Source organism: Brevibacillus sp. JB24b (genome assembly GCF_051713385.1).
Lineage (GTDB): Bacteria > Bacillota > Bacilli > Brevibacillales > Brevibacillaceae > Brevibacillus_B > Brevibacillus_B laterosporus.
Genome location: NZ_JBNVQV010000001.1, coordinates 1 through 25000 on the forward strand (window position 1 = coordinate 1; position 25000 = coordinate 25000).

The 25000-nt window shown below is 40.1% G+C and carries 22 protein-coding genes (1 of these 22 cut by a window edge); 14 read left to right on the forward strand and 8 right to left on the reverse strand.

The genetic code is table 11. From position 1 onward, the window contains the following. From dnaA to gyrB, 6 genes are all read left to right on the forward strand, one after another. Positions 1-1362 (forward strand): chromosomal replication initiator protein DnaA, encoded by a 1362-nt coding sequence (gene dnaA / locus ACQV1I_RS00005; protein WP_018671240.1) that lies wholly within the window; start codon positions 1-3, stop codon positions 1360-1362. Positions 1363-1597: 235 nt separating this feature from the next. Further along, positions 1598-2737, forward strand: a complete 1140-nt coding sequence (gene dnaN, locus ACQV1I_RS00010) for a DNA polymerase III subunit beta (protein ID WP_018671241.1) — start codon at positions 1598-1600, stop codon at positions 2735-2737. 31 nt (positions 2738-2768) lie between these two features. Further along, positions 2769-2987 carry a S4 domain-containing protein YaaA gene (gene yaaA, locus ACQV1I_RS00015; protein WP_116333489.1) on the forward strand — a complete coding sequence of 73 codons (219 nt, stop codon included), beginning with the start codon at positions 2769-2771 and terminating at the stop codon, positions 2985-2987. 14 nt (positions 2988-3001) lie between these two features. Continuing rightward, a complete protein-coding gene (gene recF, locus ACQV1I_RS00020) occupies positions 3002-4120 on the forward strand; it encodes a DNA replication/repair protein RecF (protein ID WP_104067923.1) in 1119 nt (372 codons plus the stop codon). A gap of 10 nt (positions 4121-4130) precedes the next feature. Then, positions 4131-4424, forward strand: coding sequence for an extracellular matrix regulator RemB (remB, locus tag ACQV1I_RS00025; RefSeq protein ID WP_018671244.1), 294 nt, complete (start codon positions 4131-4133; stop codon positions 4422-4424). Continuing rightward, the gene (gyrB, locus tag ACQV1I_RS00030; RefSeq protein ID WP_116333488.1) at positions 4424-6346 is read left to right on the forward strand and encodes a DNA topoisomerase (ATP-hydrolyzing) subunit B; all 1923 of its coding nucleotides are present in this window, start codon (positions 4424-4426) and stop codon (positions 6344-6346) included. The genes remB and gyrB overlap by 1 nt, the downstream gene beginning before the upstream one ends. Positions 6347-6558: 212 nt before the next feature. On the opposite strand, the gene ACQV1I_RS00035 is transcribed toward gyrB, so the two are convergent. Next, positions 6559-7401 (reverse strand): helix-turn-helix transcriptional regulator, encoded by an 843-nt coding sequence (locus ACQV1I_RS00035; RefSeq protein WP_116333487.1) that lies wholly within the window; start codon positions 7399-7401, stop codon positions 6559-6561. A 146-nt stretch (positions 7402-7547) separates the two neighbouring features. Between ACQV1I_RS00035 and fabF the strand changes: the two genes are divergently transcribed. From fabF to ACQV1I_RS00060, 5 genes are all read left to right on the forward strand, one after another. Then, positions 7548-8795, forward strand: coding sequence for a beta-ketoacyl-ACP synthase II (fabF, locus tag ACQV1I_RS00040; RefSeq protein WP_116333486.1), 1248 nt, complete (start codon positions 7548-7550; stop codon positions 8793-8795). A 182-nt stretch (positions 8796-8977) separates the two neighbouring features. Beyond that, the gene (trpS, locus tag ACQV1I_RS00045) at positions 8978-9967 is read left to right on the forward strand and encodes a tryptophan--tRNA ligase (RefSeq protein WP_094700216.1); all 990 of its coding nucleotides are present in this window, start codon (positions 8978-8980) and stop codon (positions 9965-9967) included. A 346-nt stretch (positions 9968-10313) separates the two neighbouring features. Next, positions 10314-10838, forward strand: a complete 525-nt coding sequence (locus tag ACQV1I_RS00050; RefSeq protein ID WP_026315123.1) for a transglycosylase SLT domain-containing protein — start codon at positions 10314-10316, stop codon at positions 10836-10838. Positions 10839-10861: 23 nt separating this feature from the next. Further along, complete coding sequence (locus ACQV1I_RS00055) at positions 10862-11629, forward strand: ABC transporter ATP-binding protein (protein ID WP_018671250.1); 768 nt, start codon at positions 10862-10864, stop codon at positions 11627-11629. Next, a complete protein-coding gene (locus ACQV1I_RS00060) occupies positions 11616-13532 on the forward strand; it encodes an ABC transporter permease (protein ID WP_116333485.1) in 1917 nt (638 codons plus the stop codon). Before ACQV1I_RS00055 ends, ACQV1I_RS00060 begins: the two co-directional genes overlap by 14 nt. Positions 13533-13623: 91 nt before the next feature. On the opposite strand, the gene bioC is transcribed toward ACQV1I_RS00060, so the two are convergent. Genes bioC through bioA form a run of 6 tightly spaced genes read right to left on the reverse strand, consistent with a single transcriptional unit; the run spans position 13624 to position 19483 of the window. Beyond that, positions 13624-14445: a malonyl-ACP O-methyltransferase BioC gene (gene bioC, locus ACQV1I_RS00065; protein ID WP_116333484.1), complete on the reverse strand. Its 822-nt coding sequence runs from the start codon at positions 14443-14445 to the stop codon at positions 13624-13626. Continuing rightward, the gene (locus ACQV1I_RS00070) at positions 14435-15166 is read right to left on the reverse strand and encodes an alpha/beta fold hydrolase (RefSeq protein ID WP_116333483.1); all 732 of its coding nucleotides are present in this window, start codon (positions 15164-15166) and stop codon (positions 14435-14437) included. Before ACQV1I_RS00070 ends, bioC begins: the two co-directional genes overlap by 11 nt. Further along, entirely contained in the window at positions 15163-16377 is a 1215-nt protein-coding gene (bioF, locus tag ACQV1I_RS00075; RefSeq protein ID WP_236645729.1) for an 8-amino-7-oxononanoate synthase, read from the reverse strand. The genes ACQV1I_RS00070 and bioF overlap by 4 nt, the downstream gene beginning before the upstream one ends. Further along, a complete protein-coding gene (bioB, locus tag ACQV1I_RS00080; RefSeq protein WP_116333481.1) occupies positions 16346-17371 on the reverse strand; it encodes a biotin synthase BioB in 1026 nt (341 codons plus the stop codon). The genes bioF and bioB overlap by 32 nt, the downstream gene beginning before the upstream one ends. A gap of 43 nt (positions 17372-17414) precedes the next feature. Then, on the reverse strand, positions 17415-18125 hold the full coding sequence (bioD, locus tag ACQV1I_RS00085; RefSeq protein ID WP_018671256.1) for a dethiobiotin synthase: 711 nt from the start codon (positions 18123-18125) through the stop codon (positions 17415-17417). Continuing rightward, positions 18122-19483, reverse strand: coding sequence for an adenosylmethionine--8-amino-7-oxononanoate transaminase (bioA, locus tag ACQV1I_RS00090; protein ID WP_104031647.1), 1362 nt, complete (start codon positions 19481-19483; stop codon positions 18122-18124). Before bioA ends, bioD begins: the two co-directional genes overlap by 4 nt. Before the next feature lie 218 nt (positions 19484-19701). Here bioA and ACQV1I_RS00095 point away from each other — a divergent pair, with 218 nt between their 5' ends. Further along, positions 19702-20652: an L-lactate dehydrogenase gene (locus ACQV1I_RS00095; RefSeq protein ID WP_116333480.1), complete on the forward strand. Its 951-nt coding sequence runs from the start codon at positions 19702-19704 to the stop codon at positions 20650-20652. Positions 20653-20775: 123 nt separating this feature from the next. On the opposite strand, the gene ACQV1I_RS00100 is transcribed toward ACQV1I_RS00095, so the two are convergent. Continuing rightward, on the reverse strand, positions 20776-21501 hold the full coding sequence (locus ACQV1I_RS00100) for an N-acetylmuramoyl-L-alanine amidase family protein (protein ID WP_094700227.1): 726 nt from the start codon (positions 21499-21501) through the stop codon (positions 20776-20778). A 220-nt stretch (positions 21502-21721) separates the two neighbouring features. Here ACQV1I_RS00100 and gyrA point away from each other — a divergent pair, with 220 nt between their 5' ends. Both gyrA and ACQV1I_RS00110 read left to right on the forward strand, forming a co-directional pair. Further along, the gene (gene gyrA / locus ACQV1I_RS00105) at positions 21722-24304 is read left to right on the forward strand and encodes a DNA gyrase subunit A (protein WP_116333479.1); all 2583 of its coding nucleotides are present in this window, start codon (positions 21722-21724) and stop codon (positions 24302-24304) included. Positions 24305-24468: 164 nt separating this feature from the next. Then, positions 24469-25000 carry the 5' end (the start) of an HD-GYP domain-containing protein gene (locus ACQV1I_RS00110; RefSeq protein ID WP_116333478.1) on the forward strand. The gene runs 575 nt beyond the window's last position, so only the first 532 of its 1107 coding nucleotides appear in the window; the start codon lies at positions 24469-24471; its stop codon lies beyond the right edge, outside the window.

Here is a 25000-nt window from a genome sequence, read left to right on the forward strand (position 1 = left end):
GTGGACGCAACTATTATTGAATTATGGCGAAAAGTTTTAGCTAAAATCGAGAAAACATTAAGCAAGCCTAGCTTCGACACCTGGTTGAAGGCGACAAAGGCAACTGCATTAGAGGAAGATTCTTTGATTGTAGTCGCTCCAAATGAATTTGCTCGTGATTGGCTAGAATCTCGCTATTCACCACTTATCATAGAAACGCTATATGAAACGACAGGCATCCATATGAAGGTGAAGTTTGTCGTTCCCCAAAATCCCGATTTCGGTCTTACTGATGAGTTACCTATGGCGAAAGCGAAATTAGTATCTCAACCTCTAGCTGGCGACGATCAACCGCCTAGCATCTTAAATCCGAAGTATACATTTGACACATTTGTAATTGGTTCGGGGAACCGCTTTGCCCACGCAGCTTCACTCGCTGTAGCTGAAGCACCTGCAAAAGCTTACAATCCACTGTTTATTTATGGTGGTGTAGGTCTTGGAAAAACACATTTAATGCATGCGATTGGTCACTATGTCATTCAACATAATCCATCTGCAAAAGTGGTCTATTTATCATCTGAAAAATTTACGAATGAGTTTATTAACTCCATTCGCGATAATAAAGCGGTTGAGTTCCGCAATAAATATCGTAGTGTAGATGTTTTGCTTATAGATGATATTCAATTTTTGGCTGGAAAAGAATCAACGCAAGAAGAATTTTTCCATACCTTTAACGCATTGCATGAAGAAAGCAAACAAATCATCATTTCATCCGATCGACCACCAAAAGAAATTCCTACTTTGGAGGATCGATTGCGTTCCCGTTTTGAATGGGGCTTGATTACAGATATTTCACCGCCTGATTTAGAAACTCGAATTGCAATTCTGCGCAAAAAAGCCAAAGCGGAGAATCTAGATATTCCTAATGAGGTCATGATCTATATTGCTAACCAGATTGATAGCAACATACGTGAGTTAGAAGGTGCTTTAATTCGCGTTGTTGCTTATTCTTCTCTGATTAATCGTGATATTGATACACAATTGGCAGCTGAGGCTCTAAAGGATATTATTCCTTCCTCTAAGCCAAAAATCATAACGATTATTGATATTCAACGTGCAGTTGGTGAAGCTTACACGTTAAAATTAGAAGATTTTAAAGCCAAAAAACGGACAAAATCCGTTGCTTTTCCACGACAAATAGCCATGTATCTATCTCGTGAGCTTACCGATGCCTCACTCCCTAAAATCGGGGACGAATTTGGTGGACGTGATCATACAACGGTTATCCATGCCCATGAAAAAATCTCGAAGTCATTAGCAGTTGATCCTCAATTGCAGGTCACCATCCAAACACTTATTGAAAAATTGAAGGCTGGCCATTAAACTATTATTTCTGTGTACATTTGTGAATAACCTAAAAAGCCTATACACAACTTATCCACATGTGTATAGGCTTTACTTTTCAGGGTTTTTTGAGGATATCCACAAATCCACAGGGCCTATTACTACTATTACTATTTTTTAATATAAAAGATTACTTACTATATATGCATACAGCATACGGAAATATGCATGATTCTTTTGTATAACAAATCCTTGTATACGGGGGTAGGGTATAATGAAAATTACAGTTCAACGTGACAAACTATCAACTGCTGTTTCACATGTTGCCAAAGCTGTATCAACCAGAACAACAATTCCAATTTTGACAGGTATTAAGTTAACTGCAAATCAAGAAGGGTTAACATTAACTGGTAGTGATTCAGATATTTCTATTGAGGTACATGTTCCATTGGAAGAGGGAGAGAATTGGGGAGTTACTGTACATGAACCAGGTAGCATAGTGCTGCCATCACGTATTTTTAGTGAAATTGTACGTAAATTACCTGCCAATGAAATTGACATTAGCGTAGATGATCGATTACTTACATTAATTCGCTCAGGTCAAGCCGAATTTACGATTAATGGTTTAAATGCCAACGAATATCCTCAATTACCTCAATTAGAGGAGGATAAAGTTTTTAGTATCCCAAGCGATTTATTAAAAACAATGATTCGTCAAACATCCTTTGCAGTTGCCTCTTCTGAAATGCGCCCAATCTTAACAGGGATTATGTGGACGCTAGAAGAGGGAATACTAAAATTTGTAGCGACAGATAGCCACCGTTTTGCTTCTCGCAATGCGAAAGTAGAGTGTTCGGAATCCCTACGGTTCTATAATATTGTCGTACCGGGTAAAAGTTGTAATGAATTGGTAAAGATTATAGATGATGATCAAAATTTGGTTGATATCGTTGTAGCTGATAATCAAATTTTAGTAAAATCAAATCATATCTTGTTCTATTCCCGTCTGTTAGAGGGAACTTATCCAGATACAAATCGTATTATTCCACAGGGCTGTAAAACCGAGATTGTTTTATCAACCAAGGAATTTTTACAATCCATTGAGCGTGCTTCCTTATTAAGTCGTGAAGGGAAGACCAATGTGGTAAAATTGGTAACACTGCCAGATGGAAATGTAGAAATTTCATCCAACGCACCAGAAATTGGAAAGGTAACGGAAACGATTCAGCCAAAACAATGCACTGGGGAGGAACTAAAAATCTCTTTCAATGCAAAGTTTATGATTGATGCACTTCGTTCCATTGACAGCTCTGAGATTGTAACTAACTTTACTGGGGCCATGAGCCCATTTATTATTCGACCTACTGATCATGATTGGAGTCTACATCTAATCTTGCCAGTCCGTACGTACTAAGAGGTAGCCACCCCTAAAGGAGTTTTCCAACATGGTAGATAAAGTTCACATTTCTACAGAATATATTACGCTTGGACAGTTTTTAAAACTAAGTTCAGTAATTGATACGGGTGGAATGGCTAAGCCTTTTTTAGCTGAGGTTCCCATTATGGTAAATGGAGAAAAAGAAAACCGCCGTGGTCGTAAGCTATATCCAGATGATCTAGTGGTTATTGAAGGGTACGGCTCTTATCAAGTGGCTGTACGCTGAGAGGAGTAAGCCCTTTGTTCTTACGTAATCTGTTTTTGGCTAACTATCGAAATTACAGAGAGCTTTCACTGGATTTTACAGGACCTATTAATTTATTCGTCGGGAATAATGCGCAGGGCAAGACTAATGCATTGGAATCTATTTATGTACTTGCTCTGGCGAAATCCCACCGAACATCTAAAGATAAAGAACTGATTAAGTGGAATGCAGATTATGCGGCGATCCGTAGTGAAGTCAATCGACGCTACGGATCTGTTCGTTTAGAGATGCAGTTGACCAATAAAGGTAAAAAGGCTAAAATTAATGGTTTAGAGCAGAAAAAATTGAGCAACTATATCGGTTCCCTAAACGTTGTGTTATTTGCGCCAGAGGATTTAGCAATCGTAAAGGGGGCCCCAGCCCAGCGAAGACGCTTTTTGGACATGGAAATCGGTCAGGTTTCTCCAACTTATATCTACCACTTGAGCAATTACAATAAAGTGTTAGCACAGAGAAACCAGCTATTGAAAGACTTAGCCATGAAAAAAAGTAGTCAGATTGACCTGATGGCAATTTGGAATACACAATTAGCTGATTTAACTGTAAAATTATTAAAGAAGCGTTTTGAGTTTATTACCAAATTAGAGCAATGGGCTCAAGAGATCCACGCTGGAATTACCAATGGTAAAGAGCAGCTGAGCTTGCATTATGTGAATAGCTCTCCTGTTACCAAGGAGATGTCAGAGGAAGAAGCTCTTCAATCGCTACTGGCTGCTTATGAAGAGATTTTTGAACGGGAAAAAATGAGAGGTAGTACGTTAATTGGACCTCATCGCGATGATTTCTCCCTTTTGGTAAACGAGATGGATGTACAATCATTTGGATCACAAGGCCAGCAACGAACAACGGCTTTGTCTTTGAAATTAGCTGAAATTGAGCTAATCAAGCAAGAAGTTGGGGAATACCCGATTCTTTTGCTTGACGATGTCTTGTCAGAACTGGATGAACATAGACAAACATTATTACTTGAAACGATACAAGATAAAATTCAAACGTTTGTAACGACAACAGGTGTGGAAGGATTAAAGCATCAGGTCTTACAGCAAGCAACTCGCTTTAATGTGCAAGAGGGGTCCATTTCCAAAGAAGGGTAAGGTGAAGTGTATGTTTCTGCACGTGGGAGGAGATACGGTTGTTAGTATGAAGGAGGTTATCTCTATCATCGATCATCAAACGGTCAAACACTCGAAGATATCCCTCGCATTTATGGGAGATCAGAAGAAAGAAAAACGCCTGATTGATCAGCAGTCGGAAGAGATTAAATCCTACGTAATTACGGATCGTGCTATTTACTGTTCGCCCATTTCTTCGCTTACTTTGAAAAAACGTGCACAGTTTATACAGCACAGTGAGCTGTTTCCCCCTGTACAAACTGATAGTAAGGAGTTGACTGAGTAGTGGATGTAACAACTAAAGATCAAAACTATGATGCTAGTCAGATACAGGTACTGGAAGGTTTAGAAGCGGTACGTAAACGTCCAGGTATGTACATTGGTTCTACTAGCAGTCGAGGTCTACATCATTTGGTATGGGAGATTGTAGACAACTCTATCGACGAATCACTTGCGGGTTATTGTACGGAAATTAACGTATTTATTCATATAGATAATACGATCACCGTTGTTGATAATGGGCGTGGTATTCCTACAGGTATTCATGAAAAAACAGGGAAATCAACAGTAGAGACTGTTCTAACCGTTCTACATGCTGGCGGTAAATTTGGCGGTGGCGGATATAAGGTGTCTGGGGGTTTGCACGGGGTAGGTAGCTCTGTTGTTAATGCTCTTTCTGAATGGATGGATGTTACTGTTAAACAAAATGGAAACATTTATTTCATGCGCTTTAATGTTGGTGCACCGGAAGAAGACCTTAAAATAATCGGAGAAACAGAAATAACAGGAACTACGATTACATTTAAGCCAGATCCAACTATCTTTACGGAAACGACTGAATTTGAATATGAGCTGTTACAAAAGCGTATTCGCGAATTAGCCTTCTTAAATAAAGGCTTATGCATTACGCTGGAGGATCAGCGAGAAGGCCAAGAGCGTCGTGAAGAGTTTTACTATGAAGGCGGAATTAAATCCTACGTAGAGTACCTGAATAAAAACCGTGAGAGCCTGCATGAAGAAGTGATCTACTGTGAAGGCGAAAAGGAAGGATTGCAGGTAGAGGTAGCGATCCAATACAACGATAGCTATGTAAGCAACATCTATTCCTTTGCAAATAACATTAATACGCACGAAGGTGGGACACACGAAGCTGGTTTTAAAGCAGGCTTAACCCGTGTAATTAATGATTACAGCCGTAAATTTAATTTTTTGAAAGAAAAAGATACAAACCTGTCTGGTGATGATGTTCGTGAGGGAATTACAGCGATTATCTCCGTTAAAATTTCTGAACCACAGTTTGAAGGACAGACAAAAACCAAGCTAGGTAACTCAGAGGCTCGTAGCATCACAGAATCGGTCTTTGTAGAGCGATTCCAAGAATTTATGGAGCAGAACCCTGCTGTAGCCAAAAAGGTTGTAGAGAAGTCCCTGATGGCTGCTAGAGCGCGTGAAGCTGCTCGTAAGGCACGTGAACTGACTCGCCGTAAAAATGCCTTGGAAGTAAGTGCTCTTCCGGGTAAGCTGGCTGACTGTTCTTCCAAAGATGCAGCGGAGAGCGAAATATTTATTGTAGAGGGTGACTCTGCGGGTGGTTCTGCCAAAATGGGACGCGATCGTCATTTCCAGGCGATCCTGCCATTGCGTGGTAAAGTATTAAACGTAGAGAAATCACGTCTAGATAAAATTCTAGGTAATAATGAGATTCGAATGATCATCACGGCACTAGGAACGGGTATTGGTGAAGATTTTGATATCAGCAAAGCGCGTTATCATAAAATCGTAATCATGACCGATGCCGACGTCGATGGTGCTCACATCCGCACGCTATTGTTAACCTTCTTCTATCGCTATATGCGTGAACTAATTGAAGCTGGATTTGTGTATATTGCACAGCCGCCACTCTTTAGTATTAAGCAAGGGAAAACCATGCACTATGCCTTTAATGATCGCCAACGCGACCAAATCCTAAGCCAGCTAAAAGAGACCCCTAAACCTAACGTTCAACGTTACAAAGGATTAGGTGAAATGAATGCAGAACAATTATGGGAGACAACAATGGATCCTTCTGTTCGTACTTTGCTACAGGTAGAACTAGAAGATGCTATTGATGCAGATATGGTCTTCCAAACTCTGATGGGCGATGAAGTAGAGCCGCGTCGTGACTTTATTGAAAGCTACTCTCGTAACGTACGTAATTTGGATATTTAATGTGGGCTTCATCCAGAATTGGTGTGGGTCGCATAAATTCAAATACGTTTCATAGTAAGGTAGAAAAGCTTGTCCTTTACTGGGCAAGCTTTCTTTTGTAATCAACATGTTTTTGATACATCCTTACCTGGTTTTTTACTCATTGGTTAAGCTTCCCCTTTTACAATTTATTTACCCCATATCGTGTTTTTATCGTTACTCAAAAAAATAGTTTATAAAACCTCCTTCATCAGTTTTCTTAACTTAGCTTCTGTTGTAGATTGCGGTACAGGAGTATAAATACTACAGCGTAAGTCAGCACTACCCTGAACCTGCAAGGAGGTGAGATGAAATAACATCTTGCCAGCCTTAGCATGTCTAAATTCAATGTAAACCTCTGGGGCGGAGCTGACCTCACTTTGTTCCCACAATCGCTGAAAATCAGGATGGACGGTTTTCATTTTCTCTACGAATTGACTATACCAATCATCCTCGACATATTGCCCATAAGAGGCTCGAAAGATAGATAAAAAGCCACTAACGAAATGCTCCCAATTAACAGCCAACCGCTGCAATTCCTTTCTAGTAAACACCAAGCCTAGTAAATTGCGTTCTTCGTACGGAATCTGGTTAAAATCTAAAAATACATATGAAGCTGCTTCATTCCAGCCCAAAATATGACTTCTGCTATCTGAGATGATTGTGGGGCAAAAGCGTAGTTCTTGTAAAATTTTTTGTAAAGAAGGAGTGATTTCCGTTGTTTCTTCCGTTCTTTTTGAAAGAACAGCCCCGGCTCCAAGTGCTAACGAATGTAGATATTTCTGCTCATCTACTGTTAGTTGTAAGGCTGTAGCAATAGCATCTACTACTGATTTTGAAACGGTGATGTCACGTCCCTGTTCTAGCCAGGTGTACCAGGTGGTGCTGACACCAGCTAGCTGTGCTACTTCTTCTCTACGTAACCCTGGCGTTCTTCTACGTACACCTGCAACAAGGCCAACCGACTCGGGAGAAATCTTCGCTCTCTGATTTTTTAAAAAGGTAGAAAGTGCTTGAAGTCTGGCATTTTTATTCATTCTATAATCCATCCTTAGTGTCTTCTTATACTGGTACTTATTATACTAGGATAAATAACAACTTGTAATAGGATAAAGGCTTTGCCAAGATAGATAGTAAGAAGAAATTGAAACATGTCCAAATGTGTATGTAAAGGAGAGTGCCTATGGAAAGAGTAGTTATTACTGGTGTGGGTGTTGTATCACCGATTGGAAATGATGTAGAGAGCTTTTGGAGCAATTTAGTACAAGGTACATCCGGAATTTCATATATAGATACATTTGATACTAGCAAGCATAAAACCAAGTTTGCTGGGGTAGTTAAGGATTTTGATGCAGAATCCATTTTTGGACGTAAAGAGGCACGCCGTATGGATCGCTTCAGTCAGTTTGCTTTGGTAGCTGCGGAGCAGGCCCTAGAAGACTCTGGTCTTGTACTCGAAGAAATTGACCTAGAGCGTTTAGGTGTTTATGTTGGTTCTGGCATTGGTGGCATTCAAATCATGATGGATCAAGAACAAGTACTAAAGGATAGAGGTCCTGATCGTGTGAGTCCATTATTAGTTCCAATGATGATCGCCAATATGGCGGCCTCTATGATTAGCATCAAGTATGGGGCGATGGGGCCAAGTATGTCTCCTGTAACAGCTTGTTCAATCGGAAATACAGCTATTGGAGAAGCGATGCGCCTGATCAAATCGGATGGAGCTGATGTAGTTGTTGCGGGAGGTACAGAAGCGGCCATTACAGAATTAGCTGTTGCTAGCTTTGGAAATGCCACTGCATTGTCTACTCGAAATGATCAGCCAGAAAAGGCAAGTAGACCATTTGATGCTGATCGTGATGGGTTTGTTATGGCTGAGGGAGCGGGTATTTTGATTCTCGAATCCTTATCGCATGCGAAAAAAAGAAATGCCCGTATTTATGCTGAGGTTATGGGATACGGAGCAAGTTCTGATGCATATCACATAGTAGCTACTCATCCAGAAGGAAAAGGTGCCTACCAAGCTATGAAGCTAGCTTTACAAGAAGCTGGAATTCAACCAGAGCAGGTCGATGTGATTAGCGCTCATGCTACCAGTACCGAGGTTGGTGATCGATCAGAGACGATGGCAATTAAACAACTTTTTGGAGAAAAGGCTTATCAGATTCCTGTGACAGCCAATAAATCAATGACCGGACACATGCTAGGGGCAGCCAGTGCAGTGGAAGCTATCGCGTTGATAAAGAGTCTGCAAGAAGGCATTATCCCACCTACTATCAACCAAGAAAAACAAGACCCTATTTGCGACTTAGACTATGTTCCTAATAAAGCCCGCAAAGCAGAAGTTAGAGTAGGGATGTCCAATTCCTTTGGGTTTGGTGGGCATAATGCAGTTATTGTCCTTCAAGCATGGGATTCAAAACAGTGCTAGGTCTACTTATCTTATCAATAGAGTAATAACTGGTAGCTTTTTTGATTGAAATGATACTAATTCTAATAAACGAAGACGTAACTATCGGAAGAAAACCCTCTCATGCTATAATTTATGTAAGGAAAAACGAAAATAAAATCAGGACAAGATTTATTTCTGTTAAAAGTAGAGAGGTGGATACATTGAAACGTTTTTTTTCAGGGGTGCAACCATCTGGGAACCTGACAATAGGTAACTATTTAGGTGCAATTAAGCAGTTTGTAGAATTACAGCATGAGCCAGATGCAGAAGCTTTTTATTGCGTAGTAGATATGCATGCGATTACAGTTGCTCAAGATCCAGAAGAGCTGCGCAGACGTACACGTGAAATCGCTCAAATCTATCTAGCATGCGGTGTTGATCCTAAGAAAGCTACTGTATTTATTCAGTCACATGTAAAAGAACATGCTGAGCTTGGCTGGTTGTTACAATGTGCTAGCTACATGGGCGAACTAAATCGTATGACGCAATTTAAAGATAAAGCAGAAGGAAAGGCAAACGTCAATGTTGGTCTGTTTACGTATCCGGTCTTAATGGCTGCTGACATTTTATTGTATGATACAACCCATGTACCTGTTGGGAACGACCAAAAGCAACATATTGAGTTAACTCGTGATATTGCAGAGCGCTTTAACAATAAGTATGGTGAGACCTTTGTCATTCCAGAGCCAAAAATCCAGGAATTTGGGGCACGTATCATGGCTCTCGACGAACCGACGAAAAAAATGTCGAAATCAGCTGAGAGTGAAGCGAGTCGCATCGCGATTTTGGAAACCCCAGAGGTATTTAAGAAAAAAATTATGCGAGCAGTAACCGATACCGAGAATTCCATTGCTTTTGATGAAACAAATAAGCCTGGTATCTCAAATTTGCTGACAATCTATAGTATGTTTGCTGATGAATCGATTGAATCGCTAGTAGAACGTTATCAGGGGCAAGGATACGGTACATTGAAAAAAGACCTGGTAGAGGTTGTAACCGAGCAGCTTGGTAAGATTCAGCAGCGTTTTAATGAGTATAACGATGTAGCAGAATTGGATAAAATTCTGCGAGATAGTGCTGAAAAGGCAAGTGTGATTGCAGAACAAACATGCAATCGTGTAAAAGATGCAATGGGATTATTACGAATCTAAGCGTAAAGCAATAGTAGAAGAGCCATTTCTCTTACTTGAGAATGGCTCTTTTTATTTTTGTCGAAGAATGTTAACTCGGGAAAGCTTACGTGATATAAAGTAAGTTTCACGTGAAACAATTTAATTAGAACTAAAAAAAAGTAACATAAACCGCAATTTATACCAACCTTCGACGACATTCGATTTTGCCTATGTGAATAGGAGTGATCTCTTACAAAAATGTAAGATTGATGAAAGCTAAACCGATGGGAATTAAACCAAGTGATTTATAGAATAAATATATGATCGCGAAGCAATATTTCGCATTCACCTATGAGCTTATGAAGGGAAGCGAGGGTGAGACATAATGAGACACGAACACAGAAAGATAAGGATGGGTATTATATCCATTATTTTTTTGGTTTTACTTGCTGCAATCATTGGATCAGGGGCTAGCTTTTATAAGTATCAGACTTTGAAATACAACGTTCCTTATGAAAAAGAGATACTAGCCTATTCCAAACAATATGGCTCTGATCCAGCATTACTAGCCGCTTTAATCTCCTATGAAACAAATTTTAAAAACAAAGAATACCAGCCAAACCAGTTAAATGGATTGATCCTTTTAAAAGATACTTCGGCTCAAGTATTCGCTGAGATTATGGGGTGGAAACAGTTTACACCCAGTATGCTAGCCAATCCTGATCATGCGATTCACATGGGCGCTTTTATGATAAGCCACTGGGAAAAGGCAGGCAAAACACAGAAAGAGATTACTCGTGCTTTTTTATTACGAAACAAAGATGCCCAGTTTAAACAAGATAAAACATTTCAAACAGCGTATGAAGAGATTCAGAAAAAATATGAGAAATACCAACGATTATTCAAATAATCATCGGAAAGGGACGATATGACATGCAAAAAGTATTGCAAGTAAAGAATGCTTCCAAAATATACGGAGGAAAGACGAATAGCTATACAGCATTAGATCATGTTAGTTTCGATGTACAGCAAGGTGAATTTGTTGGAATCATGGGACCATCAGGTGCAGGTAAGACTACCTTACTTAATATTATCTCTACGATTGATTCACCTACATCTGGCGAGATACTGATAGATGGAAGTGACGTTGTCAAAATGAAGGAAGACAAATTGGCAATGTTCCGTCGAACGAAGCTAGGCTTTATTTTTCAGGATTACAACCTGTTGGACTCGTTAACAGTACGTGAGAATATAGCACTACCATTAGCTCTGACAAAGGTGAAGGCAAAAGAAATCGATAAACGTGTAGATGATATTGCCAAAAGATTTGGAATCGAACACATTTTAGAGCAGTATCCTTATCAGATTTCAGGGGGACAAAAACAGCGTTGTGCTGCATCTCGGGCGATTGTAACTAATCCAAGCCTGATTTTCGGAGATGAACCTACTGGTGCCCTTGATTCCAAATCATCTGCTGACTTGTTGCAATGCTTACAGACATTAAATCAAGAAGAACAAGCGACTATTTTAATGGTTACTCATGATGCAAATGCAGGAAGCTACTGTGAACGAATTTTGTTTATTACAGACGGAAAAATTTCAATGGAATTAAAAAAAGGTACACAAACTCGAAAAGAGTTCTTCCAACGCATTATGGATGTGCTGGCTGAGCTTGGGGGTGATATGAGTGACGCTATTTAATCTCGTTTTACGCAATATGAGACGAAACATGAAAAGCTATCTAATCTATTTCGTCTCCATGATCTTCAGTATTGTTATCTACTACACGTTTATGTCCTTGCAATTTAATACGCAAATTGCTGAAGTAAGCGGTGGGGATCCATATGTAAAAAAAGCATTTGAATTTTCTAGTGGTTTGCTCTTACTGTTTGTAGCTATATTTATGGTCTATTCAAATAGCTTCTTTACACGCAAACGGAAAAAGGAAGTTGGTCTCTATTCCTTACTAGGGGTTAGAAAAAGACAGGTTGGAATGATGTTATTTTTTGAGAACCTATTCTTAGGAATCGGAGCCTTAATCATAGGAATTATTCTGGGTGGCTTTTTATCGAAAGCTTTCTTGTCCTTACTAGTTTATCTAATGAATATTGATATGCAGGTAAACTTCGAAATTCCATTAGAGGCGATTACACAAACAGCTACAGTGTTTTTTGTTCTAATTCTCTTTACGTCGCTACAGGGCTATATATTAATTTATCGTTTTAAATTAATTGAGCTATTTCGTGCTGATCAAGAAGGAGAATCGGTTCCAAAGGGTTCTGTTATTCTAGCACTCTTCTCTGTTTTTCTGATTGGTTCTGCCTATTTCCTAGCAGCTAACTTCATGAATTACTTTGATGTTTTAATTGCTTTTTATATCATTGGTGGTACTGTTTTAGGAACTTATATATTGTTCCATTACTTCCTTATTTTTTACTTTAAGCGGGCGCGTAAAAATAAGCGTTCCTTCTACAATGGATTAAATATGGTAAGTAAAGGTCAATTGTTATATCGCATTAAAGGAAATGCCACTGCTCTTGCTACTATTACCGTGGTAAGTACGATTACGATCTGTGCAGTTGGAACAGCAGCAACCTTCTATTTCAACGTCAATGATGTAACGGCTCAAAGCAATCCATATAGTTATTCCTATCATAAGGACGGTAAGGACTGGAATAACGAGGTGGAAAAAGCCTTAGCAAATGCAAAGGATAAGAATCCAATCCAATTGGAAACGGAAGTACCTTATATCGTTGTAAAGACAGAAGATGAGAAGAAAGCAGGCTTTTCCTTACAATATCGCACCTCAGAGGGTATATATTTATTAGGTCAATCTAAATATAACGAGTTGGCTAAAGCTATGAATCAAGAGTCTGTAGAGGTAAAATCAGGCGAAGTGGTAATGGCAGATGGTTTCTATGACGAAATGTTTCATAGCGATATCTTTAACAAGCAAGTGTCTTATAAGCTGGGAGATCAAGTAAAAACCTTGACCTTGGTAGGTGCTAAGAAAGCGGCATTAAATAATTTAGGAAAAACTACATTTGTAGTATCCGATGCTGACTATCAAGAAGCTCAACAGTTTGGGGAGTCTTACTTGATCAAAAACATTAATGTTGAAAATCAGTATAAAGCTAGTGAACTGTCTGCAAACCTACGTAAAGTGATGCCGGAGCGCAAGGAACTACAAGATTTTTACACCCAATATCAAGCTCTGATGGAAACGACAGGGGTAATGATTTTTATTGGTGGATTTATTGGGTTAGTCTTCATGCTCGCAACAGGCTCGATCATTTACTTCAAACAGCTCACAGAAGCCCATAATGACAAGAAGTACTATACAATTCTACACAAGATTGGTGCTACGAAACGTGAGAGCAAAGAGGCGATTAGTAAACAGATAGCCTTTATTTTTGGGGGGCCGCTCCTGTTAGGTATTACTCATAGCTTGTTTGCACTTAACACCATGTCGGCAATGTTTAGAATGAACATCTTAACACCTGTGTTGGTTAGTCTGGGAGTGTATCTGGTTATCTATGTTGGATACTATTTTATGACTGTTCGTTCCTACAGCAATATTGTCTTGGATCACAATAAATCGTAACAAAAAGCTATTCTTAATACGAAAAGCAGAACTTCAGGGAGACGAGCCTGAGGTTCTGCTTTTTTACTAGTGGATATGACAGATAGGCGAATTAACATTGAGCCGTGAATAAGAAAATGTCATAGGTAGCAGGTATCCCTTGATCTTGCTGAAAAGTATCTTTGTAATAATTCATCATCGGTATTAGAAATCGTCTATCTCCTAAGCCAAGGGTAGGGGAAGAAACAGTGGCTCCTATTTCTTTAATAGACCGTAAAAAATCGATAACGGTTGAGTAATAAAGTGTGATGGAATAAGTATGGACTTTTATGTTTTGAAAACCAGCGTTTTTTAAAAAAGAAGTCCATGTTGTAGAGCTATCAAAGCTAAGAATGTGTCGGCGAGCTTTTTCTCCCAGGTTAGCGTACGTTGCGTTATAGGAGTCCTGTAGTTCATGGAAAGTAAGAGGACCAAATGTTGAAAATAACAAATGACCCTTAGGCTGCAAAATTCTGTGCAAGTGAGTGAGGGTTTCTTGTGGATATAGGAGCCACTGAAAGCAAGCATTGGAGAGTAGCAGATCATAGCTTGAATCAGGGGCGGTTTTTACCCACTCTTCAATATCAGCACATACGAATTGAAGTGATGCTGGGATGAGTGATTGCCTATTATCTCGAATCGCTTGTTCTGTCTGGAGTAGCATTTTGTCTGCTAAATCGAGAGCAGTATAGTTTCGTAATGAGTGAGGGTGAGCCAACATTTTCCGAGTTAGATATCCTGTTCCACAACCAATCTCTAGTGCTTGAGAGAAGAAAATTTCACTTTGAAACGATTGGAGGAGTTGATCGGCCATCTGCTTTTGCACAATTGCATGTTGATCATAGGAGCTGGCTTTCAGATTAAATCGTTGTTGGATGTGCAGTTTATTTGGCACGAGTAAACCTCCTTATTTCGTTACTTACATAAGAAGAATCAGATACAAATGGATAATGACCTTGGTAATCAGGTGAAAGGAGTGTAGTGTTTGGAATAGATTCTGCCATTTCCAGTGCTGCTGCATAAGGAATAACCGGGTCATCGAAAGAATGGAAGAGTAGACAAGGACAATGTATATTAGCTAAGAGTGGGCGGCAGTCCTCTAAAAGTAAAATGTCAAGCCCGGCTAACAAAGCGTCTTCTGTCCAATTACAACGCTGAAGTAAGATACGGCTTTTTTCATACGCAAGCTCTTCCTCTGATATAGGAAACATACTTCTATAAAAGTGTTCTAGCACTTCATATCGATTCCTCGTAATAGATCGTTTCATACGAATAAGAGAAGTTGTTGGCCAACCTAGCTGGTCCTTTATTTGATCACGGACAAAACGTGCAGTTGTATTTATAAGGACAAGACCTAAAACGGGGAAGGTAGCAGCAAGACGCTGTGCTAACATTCCACCTAATGACCAGCCAACAACGAAGACAGGAGAAGGGATTTCCTGATGATTTCCAAAATAGGCTTCTTCCACTTTTTGATAAAAAGCAGAAGGAGAGTCCATTTGAGAGAGATCGACTGAAACATGATTATACTCGGGTAAGCTTTGTTGCCAGCTATCCCAAATAGAAGAAGACATTCCCCAACCTGGTATCCAAAGAATAGTTTCATTGGTTTTCATGTAATCACTCCAAGTTCCATTGCTGTCTGAATGGTTTGGTGCGCTGCCCAAGCTACATCTTCATCTGAATGTGTCGCCATAAGAGAAAAGCGGATTCGTGCTGAATGTTCAGGAACGGTTGGGGGGCGTATAGCTACAGCTAAAATCCCCGCCTGTTCTAAACGTTTGCTATATTCGATTGCGGTCTGATTATCACCAAGTAGAAGAGGTACGATGGGCGAATCTCCAGAAGGGACAAGCAAACCCGCCTGTTGTAGCTTCGTGCGGAAGTGATTGCTTTTTCTGTAGAGTTCCTTTCGGCGCCAGTCCTCCTGTTGAACAATGGCAACAGATTGACCAATTGCTGAGACTAGAGCAGGTGGTAGTGAAGTTGAATAAATGAGTGGACGACAGGTATGTATTAGGTAATCAATTAATACCTGATCAGCACATACATATGATCCGTATAGGCCGAGAGCTTTGCTACATGTTCCCATCAGAATGTCCACCTCTTGATGAACGCCATACTGATGGCATAGACCAGCACCTGTTTTTCCATAAACTCCGCCTGCATGGGCTTCATCCACCATTAAAAATACTCCATGATCGTGTTTGATTTTTACCAGTTCTTCTACATCAGCCTTATCGCCATCCATCGAAAAGACTGTATCAGTAACGATTAGATTACGCCGGTGATTTCCCTTATGTTTTTGAAGAAGATACTGTAGATGCTCATAGTCGTTATGACGGTAGCGATAATGGCTTGCCCTGCTTAAAATCGTTCCATCTACTATGCTGGCATGGTTAAGACGATCGCTATAAATAGCCCCATGACGATCAACTAGTGCAGTGATACAGCCCAGATTAGCCATGTAGCCATTTGCAAATAACAGGGTTGCCTCCCGCTCCTTCCATTGGCTGATCATTTGCTCGGTATGGTCATAACAAGAAAGGTTGCCAACGACTAAACGGGAAGAGGTTCCTCCTGCTCCAAAAGCTTGTGATGTCATTTCCCATGAATGTAGCACACGAGGATCATATGATAGTCCTAAGTAATTGTTAGAGGAAAGGTTAAGTAATTTTTGTCCGTCTGATACAATCCACGTCCCTTGGCTCCCAGCTATATGTTCCATTGGACGAAGGCTACGTGTAAGCCCTTTACTACACATATCATCTATTTCTTGTTGTAAATCCGGGTATTTACTCATGTACGTGGTCGTTGGCAAAGGCATTTTCTTCAATTTCAAAACCCATATCTGCAATCATTTGATGATCGGCATGTATCGCTTGCCCAGCTGTGGTTAAATAATCACCAACAAATACAGAATTAGCGGCGTATAATGCTAGAGGCTGTAAGTGCCCAAGATTTAGTTCTCGTCCACCCGCGATCCGAACTTCTTTTGTTGGACAAATAAAGCGGAACAAGGCGATTACTTTAAGACAAAAACGTGGCGTATTTCGTTTTATATGAGCTAATGGTGTCCCTAGGATTGGATTTAAAAAGTTAATTGGAATGGAATCAGCATGAATGGCCCGCAGAGTATAGGCCATCTCTACAATTTCCTCTAGCGTTTCTCCCATCCCAATGATGACTCCTGAGCAAGGAGACATTCCGGCTGTTTTTGCATTTTCAATTGTCTCGGTCCGTTGATCGTAGGAATGAGTAGTAGTGATAGAAGCATAGTTATCCTTACTTGTATTAATGTTATGGTTGTAGCGATCTACTCCGGCAGCTGCTAAGCGACTGGCTTGTTCTGGTTTTAACAATCCTAAACAGGCACAAATTTTTAGTGAGGAGGTTTGCTTGATTTCTTTTACTGCTTCGATTACTTGTTGTAATTCTCTCTCGGTTGGTCCACGTCCAGAAGCTACAATACAATAGGTTCCGGCTTTTCGTGTGATAGCCTCCTCTGCTCCTTTTAACAAAGTCTCTTTGTCTAACATCGTATACTTTTCAATAGGTGCAGACGAACGACTTGATTGAGAACAATACCCGCAGTCCTCCCGACAATGACCGCTTTTAGCATTCATGATCATGTTTAACTTCACTCGTTTGGCAAAAAAGCGATAGCGTACCTGATAAGCGGCTTGCAAGATAGGCAATAATTCATCGTCATCCGCTTGTAAAATGCTGAGAGCTTCTACCTTGGTAAGAAGCTCACCAGCTATAGATTTCCGAGCTAAAATAGACCAATCATATGTAGATCTGGTAGCTGATGTATTCATAGCACAAATCCCCCTAAAGAGTATTACTTCATCATTTTCAGGATTAACCTTGAAATTCACGTAGGATAGGAGTTAGTTGAATATGCTCTTCTATCACTTCAATAAGTTGCTTTTTAGTGAATGGCTCCACAAGATAAGGAAACAGCCCCAGAACGGGGACCTTACCAAAGTCCTCAATGTAATCAGCGTTTTTTCTGATTGCTTTCATAGAGAGTGTGGCTTCTGTTTGATTTAAAATAACGCCTAAAATAGGAATTTCTCTAGTACGCAAGGCTTCTATAGAGAGAAGAGTATGATTAATCGTTCCCAGGCCACCGCGAGCGACGAGTAGGACAGAAAAACCAGTCTGTTTAATGAAGTCAATTCCCATCTCTGTGTCAGTTAACGGCGCCAATAGTCCACCAGCACCTTCCACCAGCAGGTTTTTATGCCTAGCAAAAAGAAGGGAGCCAGCCTGCATAATGCCTGGTAGTGTTAAGATAGTACCCTCTCGAATTGCCGCTAAGTGTGGTGTGACTGGTTCTACAAAGGACAGCGGTGCAATCTCATGTGGGGCATCTTCTAATCCAGACAGAGCTTTTATACGTGAGGCGTCACTATTTATATCATCAGCACGTGCTCCTGATTGCACAGGCTTCCATACTCCAATATCCATATCCTTATGAAGAAGTGCTGCAGCCAAACTAGCAGTAATAATGGTTTTACCTATTTCCGTATCGGTTCCCGCAATAAAGATGCCATTGGTATGTCTCATACTTCTCTACCTTCTGTAACTTCTACAATCGCCTGAGATAAAATTTGAATCATTTCAATTAGCTCGTCGCGTGTACTGGAGAGTGGAGGCATGAATACAATTACATTTCCTAGTGGTCGTGTTAATAAGCCTAATTCTTTGCAACGTTGGCTTACTTTTACCCCAATTCTGTCATTCCAGTGATAAGGTGTTCGCTCTTGTTTATCGACCACTAGCTCTATGCCAATCATCAGACCTTTCTGGCGAATATCTCCTACATGCTTTTTCTCTAAAAGTGCAGGCCATTGCTGTTCAAGCCACTTTGCATCGGCAGCTACTTTTTCTATGAGTCCTTTTGATTCAAACAGTTCTAAATTAGCAAGAGCCACCGCACAGCCTAGTGGATTTCCTGTATAGGAATGCCCATGGAAAAATGTTTTTTGTTCCTCGTAATTCGCATAAAACCCTTGATAAATTTCATCTGTTGTTAGAGTAGCAGCCAAGGGGAGATAACCACCGGTAATTCCTTTGGCAATAACCATGATGTCAGGCGTAACGTCCTCGTGTTCACAAGCGAACATTTTACCTGTACGTCCAAAGCCAGTAGCGACTTCATCAGCAATAAAAAGTACTTGGTGCGCAGCAGCTAGCTCAGCGATTTTTTTTAGACAACCTTCTGGCATCACAATCATGCCACTAGCTCCCTGCACGATTGGCTCAATAATAATGGCAGCAATTTCACTCGACTTGTCTTGTAAAAGCTTCTCTAAAGATTGAAGCGTTTGCTCCAGTGCTGCACCATCTCTTTCTTCCCTGTATGTATTAGGGTAAGGAATGGCGTAGGGAGAGAATAACAGTGGTTTGTACACTTGATGATAAAGGGGGATCGCGCCTACACTAACAGCTCCAATTGTATCGCCATGGTATGCCTGATTCATGGTAATAAAACGAGTCTTTCCGCTAATCCCTTTATTTTGCCAATATTGAAAGGCCATTTTTAAGGCAATCTCTACACCGGTAGCTCCACAGTCTGAATAAAATACTTTCGTAAGCCCTTCTGGAGTGATCTCGACTAGTTTTTCCGCTAATTGAATAGCCGGTACATTGGCCATACCGAGTAAAGTTGAGTGAGCAATTCGTTCTAATTGTTTGGTTATTGCTTGATTTAATTCAGGTACGCAATGTCCGTGCACATTAAGCCAGATAGAAGAAAATCCATCATAATATTTCTTTCCATTCACATCGATTAATGTAACGCCTTCACCTCGCTCGATGATTAAGGGATCATTCTCACAGTAATCCTTCATTTGAGTAAAGGGGTGCCACAAGTATTTTTTATTTTTGCTGGCTAATTCAGAATAGCTGGGTGTTGAAATCATGTAGAATCTCCCTTCCTTCTTTTTTGTAAACTTAATTTATATTTTGGTTTACAAATATAGTTAGAAATATAGCATAGCTTTTTTTTCCTGTAAACGATTAAGGATGCACATTAAAATTTGACAAATATAACAGGATAGCTGGAAGATGAAAAATGAGAGTGAATAAAGTAAGGATAGAATAGAGAAAATATTGCTATTGTGTAGTGGGAGGGAAATATATGTTATCTCGTAAGGTTTCACGGGTGGCATTGATTGGTTCTGGATTTGTTGGTTCCAGTTATGCTTATGCTCTACTGAATCAGGGCATTGTAAATGAGTTAGTTATTATTGATGTTAATAAGGATAAAGCAGAAGGGGATGCCATGGATTTAAGTCATGGGCTACCGTTTACTTCCCCGATGAAGATTTGGGCAGGTGACTACTCTGATTGTAAGGATGCTGATCTTGTGGTCATTACAGCAGGGGCAAATCAATTACCTGGCGAGACACGTATGGATCTGATTGAAAAGAATGTTAGGATTTTTAATAAGATCGTAACGAGTATCATGGATAGTGGATTTCAAGGCATTTTTGTCGTAGCTAGTAATCCAGTAGATGTTCTTACATATGCAACGTGGAAGATTTCAGGATTACCTCATGAAAAGGTAATCGGCTCTGGAACATTGCTTGATACGGCACGTTTTCGTTACTTGCTTAGCCGAGCCTTCGAAGTAGATTCCCGTAGTGTTCACGCTTATATCATGGGAGAACATGGCGATACGGAATTGCCTGTTTGGAGTCAGGCCAGTATTGGAGGCAAGTCGATTACAGAATGCTTGAAACAAGGCGTAGGTCCTAGCAAAGAGGAATTAGATCAGATATTTATAAATGTCCGTGATGCGGCGTATCATATTATTGAGAAAAAGGGTGCGACATACTACGGGATTGGAATGAGCTTGGCCCGTTTAACCAAAGCGATTTTATATAATCAAAATTCTATTTTGACAATCTCCACTCTTCTACAAGGGGAATTTGGTTTACATGATACATATTTAGGAGTTCCTGCTGTGGTAAATCGTAGTGGTGTACGTGAGGTTGTTGAGATTACGTTAAATGAAGAAGAGAAAGCCAAACTAAAGCATTCTGCGGATGTGTTGAAGAAGGCATTGTCTACGGTCTCCTTTACTTAGCACCATAAGGGAGAAAACGTACAGCAAAAAGAACTTCATTATGCAAGGATAACAAGTGTAGGGGGGAGCGGGAATGGCTACTGATAAGTGAAGTAGCCATTCCCGCTCCCCCTGATTTTTTGCTCATTTATGTTGTTTTTGGGGTTCCTCGATCACATCCCAGGTTTCCTGGTCTTGAATTTGGTTCATAATAAGCATATATTCAGAAACAGCCTCTTGAATGGTTCTAGCAATCTTTATTTGTGTTTTTTCATTTACTAGAAAACGACGATCACGCGAGTTACTTAGATAGCCCATCTCCACAATAACTGTCGGACAAATCGATTGCTTAAGTAGATAATAAGTCTTGCCTGGCATTGGTTCACCCTTGGTTCTATACAACTGATCCAAATGATGTTGAATGATATCAGCTAGGATGTAGCTTTGATTATTTTTTTGGTAAAGGACAAGCGGACCTCTACTAGATTTACTATTTGACCAATTAACATGCAGACTAATCAGCATTTGTGGACGAACTTCCTTAGCCAAATGTCGTCGCTGAGCTAAATCACGGATATGACGTGAGGGCGAACGTAACCATTTATTTTCATCACTAAGAGCATAATCACCTGTACGATTTAGCAAAACCTGATATCCTTTTAGCATTAATTCTTTATACAATAGCTTGGCAATTTGCAAATTAATATCCTTTTCTAAAATTCCTTGATAAGAGGTTCCTCCATCTATACCACCGTGTCCTGCATCTATTATGATTTCTATTGGCATATGCTCTGAGCTAATTGCTCTGGCATGAGTAGGCAGAAGGCCCACCAATAGCAGGCCTATCAAGGCTGCCTTCAACCAACGCATATACTTCTCCTCCTTATGTTATGGCACAAGACATACGTATCGTGTTAGAAATTTGATATGTAAAAGTATCCCCCTACATTCAAAAACTCATGAAGAACTTTCAGAGGAAAACAGAGGAATTTATATAATAAATCGCCTTTTCACTCTAGCCGTTTGGACGTAAATCGCACTTATATGTTATAATAAAGCGTTGTAATTTCGAGTTGGAGGGTAACCTAAAATGGCAGAACAAACATCTCGGTTTCCAAAAATTGACATTAGCCAAGAGATGCGTGACTCGTTCATTGATTACGCGATGAGTGTCATCGTTAGTCGCGCTTTACCTGATGTAAGGGACGGACTAAAGCCAGTTCATCGCCGTATCTTATATGCCATGCATGATATGGGGCTTACTCCCGATAAGGCTTTCCGTAAATCCGCAAACGTTGTCGGTCAAGTAATGGCTAAGTACCATCCTCATGGTGATACGGCAATTTATGAGACCATGGTTCGATTGGCGCAAGATTTCAATATGAGATACATGCTGGTTGAAGGCCAAGGGAACTTTGGTTCTGTGGACGGCGATCGGGCGGCAGCTATGCGTTATACTGAGTCCCGTTTTTCCAAAATTGCTTTAGAAATGCTTCGGGATATTGATAAAGATACAGTAGACTTTATACCAAACTACGATGGACATGAGGAAGAACCTACCGTTCTCCCTTCTCGTTTTCCGAATTTGTTAGTAAACGGTTCAGCAGGTATTGCAGTTGGGATGGCGACAAATATACCACCCCATAATCTAAGGGAAGTCATTGATGGTGTTAGTGCCATGATCGATAATCCTGAGATTACTGTTGCAGAGCTGATGAAAATCATTAAGGGGCCGGATTTCCCAACAGCTGGCGAAATTTTGGGATACTCTGGTATTAGACGTGCTTACGAAACAGGACGTGGCTCCATTGTTATGCGTGCAAAAACCAATATTGAAGAGAATAATGGGAAAGCCCGCATTATTGTAACGGAAATCCCGTATCAGGTGAACAAAGCTAGACTTGTTGAAAAAATTGCAGAACTAGTACGTGAGAAAAAGATTGATGGCATAACTGATTTGCGTGATGAATCTGACCGCAAAGGAATGCGTATTGTCATTGAGCTTCGTCGAGATATTATTCCAAAAGTCGTGTTAAATAATCTGTTTAAGCATACCCAAATGCAATCAACCTTTGGGGTTAATATGCTAGCGCTTGTTAATTCACGTCCAAAAACATTGAATTTGCGTGAGATGATCTACCATTATTTGGAGCATCAACGTGTCATTGTTCGCAGACGTACCGAGTATGAATTGCGTCAAGCTGAAGCGCGCGCCCATATTTTAGAGGGATTACGCATTGCACTTGATCATATTGATGAGATTATCAGTCTCATCCGTGCGTCACGCATGGCAGAAGAAGCACGCAATGCTTTGATCGAGCGATTTGGATTGAGCCATGAACAAGCTCAAGCGATTTTGGACATGCGTCTCCAACGCCTAACTGGTCTGGAACGTGAAAAAATTGAAGCAGAATACCAAGATCTTTTAGCTAAAATTGCTGAATTAAAAGGCGTTCTTGCTGATGAGAATAAAATTTACTCTATCATTCGTGAAGAGATGAACGCCATCAAAGAGAAATTCGGAGACGACCGTCGTACGATAATCACGATTGGCGAAGATATGATTGAAGATGCAGATCTGATTCCAGAAGAGGAAGTTGTCATTTCCTTAACTCATAGTGGTTACGTGAAACGTTTACCAGTAACGACCTACCGCAGCCAGAAGCGTGGAGGGCGTGGTATTCAAGGAATTGGAACCAAAGATGACGATTTTGTCGAGCATCTTTGCATCACTAACTCACACGATACCCTCTTGTTCTTTACTAGCAAAGGGAAGGTTTATCGCCTAAGAGGATTTGAAATTCCTGATCTAAGCCGTACAGCTAAAGGAACACCAATTATCAATTTGATTCAAATTGAAAAGGGTGAGACAGTTAGTGCTGTTATTCCGGTCAAGGAATTCAGGGAAGATCAGTTTATCTTCTTTGCCACAAAACAGGGTATCGTTAAAAAGACGGACTTAAAATCGTTTGAAAATATCCGACGTGGCGGTCTTTTTGCAGTTAACCTACGAGAAGACGATGAGCTAATCAATGTTCGTTTGACGGATGGTAATCAACAGATCATCATGGGTACAAAACAAGGGATGTCCGTTCGTTTTAATGAAGGCGACGTACGTACCATGGGACGTACTGCTACAGGTGTTAAGGGGATAACTCTAGATTCTAACGACGTAGTAATTGGTATGGATGTCATCCGTGAAGATGCTGAAGTATTGATTGTAACAGCAAAAGGCTACGGTAAACGTACACCCGTTTCTGAATATCGCATTCAGACGCGTGGAGGTAAAGGAATTAAAACCCATAATGTGACAGAGCGAAGCGGTCAAGTTGTTGGCTTAAAAGTCGTGCAGGCTGATGAAGACTTAATGATTGTTACGATAACTGGTATCATTATTCGCATGGAGATTAAAGGAATTTCCGTTATGGGACGTTATACGCAAGGGGTAAAATTAATTCGTCTAGGCGATGAAGAGGAAGTTGTTTCAATTGCTACAGTAGAAGCTTCTGAAGATGAAGACTCTGATAATGAAGACTCTGATAATGAAGACTCTGATAATGAGAACAATCCTACAGAAGAACAAGCGATTGAGACAAACGACGCTAACGAAGCTACAGAAACAGAAGTTTCAGAAGTAGATACAGATGTAACTAATAATCCATCTGAAGAATAAGTAATATATAAAAGGGTGATTCCGTGATGGGATCACCCTTTTGTTTAAAGTTTTTTGGGAATATTATCAAGTTTTCCCTATCCTTTTGTGAGCATCGCTCTTATAATAGAATATAATTCTAAAGATATAGGTCTAATTTCTTAGTGATATATAGGGGGATCGATATGCCTGTTTGTCAGATTAAACACATACCGGTAGGATCTCGTTTAACGGAAGATGTTCATACACCGTTAGGAGGATTACTTTTTACAAGAGGAACTGTTATAGAAGACAGAGAAATAGAAATTTTAGATGCTTTTATGATTGAAGAGGTTCTTATTGAAGCTTTAACGGATGGAACTGTTATTATAGAAGGGCTTGTCGATGCCAAAAAACAGACATCAGTGGAGGGCAAAGAGAAAAGTAAGCCTACAAGGAAGCGACACACAGATTCAGGGTTTGTGGAACATATGGAGAAGGCAGTCTCTTCTTTTAAAAACCTTTTCCAACATGTACAAGGAGGACAAAGCATTCCTGTATTAGAAGTTCGGAATGTTATGACTACACTTCTTAAAGAAATCGAGGAACAATCTAATCTTTTGTTCATCCTAAAAAAAGCAGATAATCCGAATAACTACTTGTACGAGCACTGTGTAGGTGTGGGCCTACTTAGCTATATTATGGCTAAGTGGATGAAGCTTCCGGAAAAAGAATGGA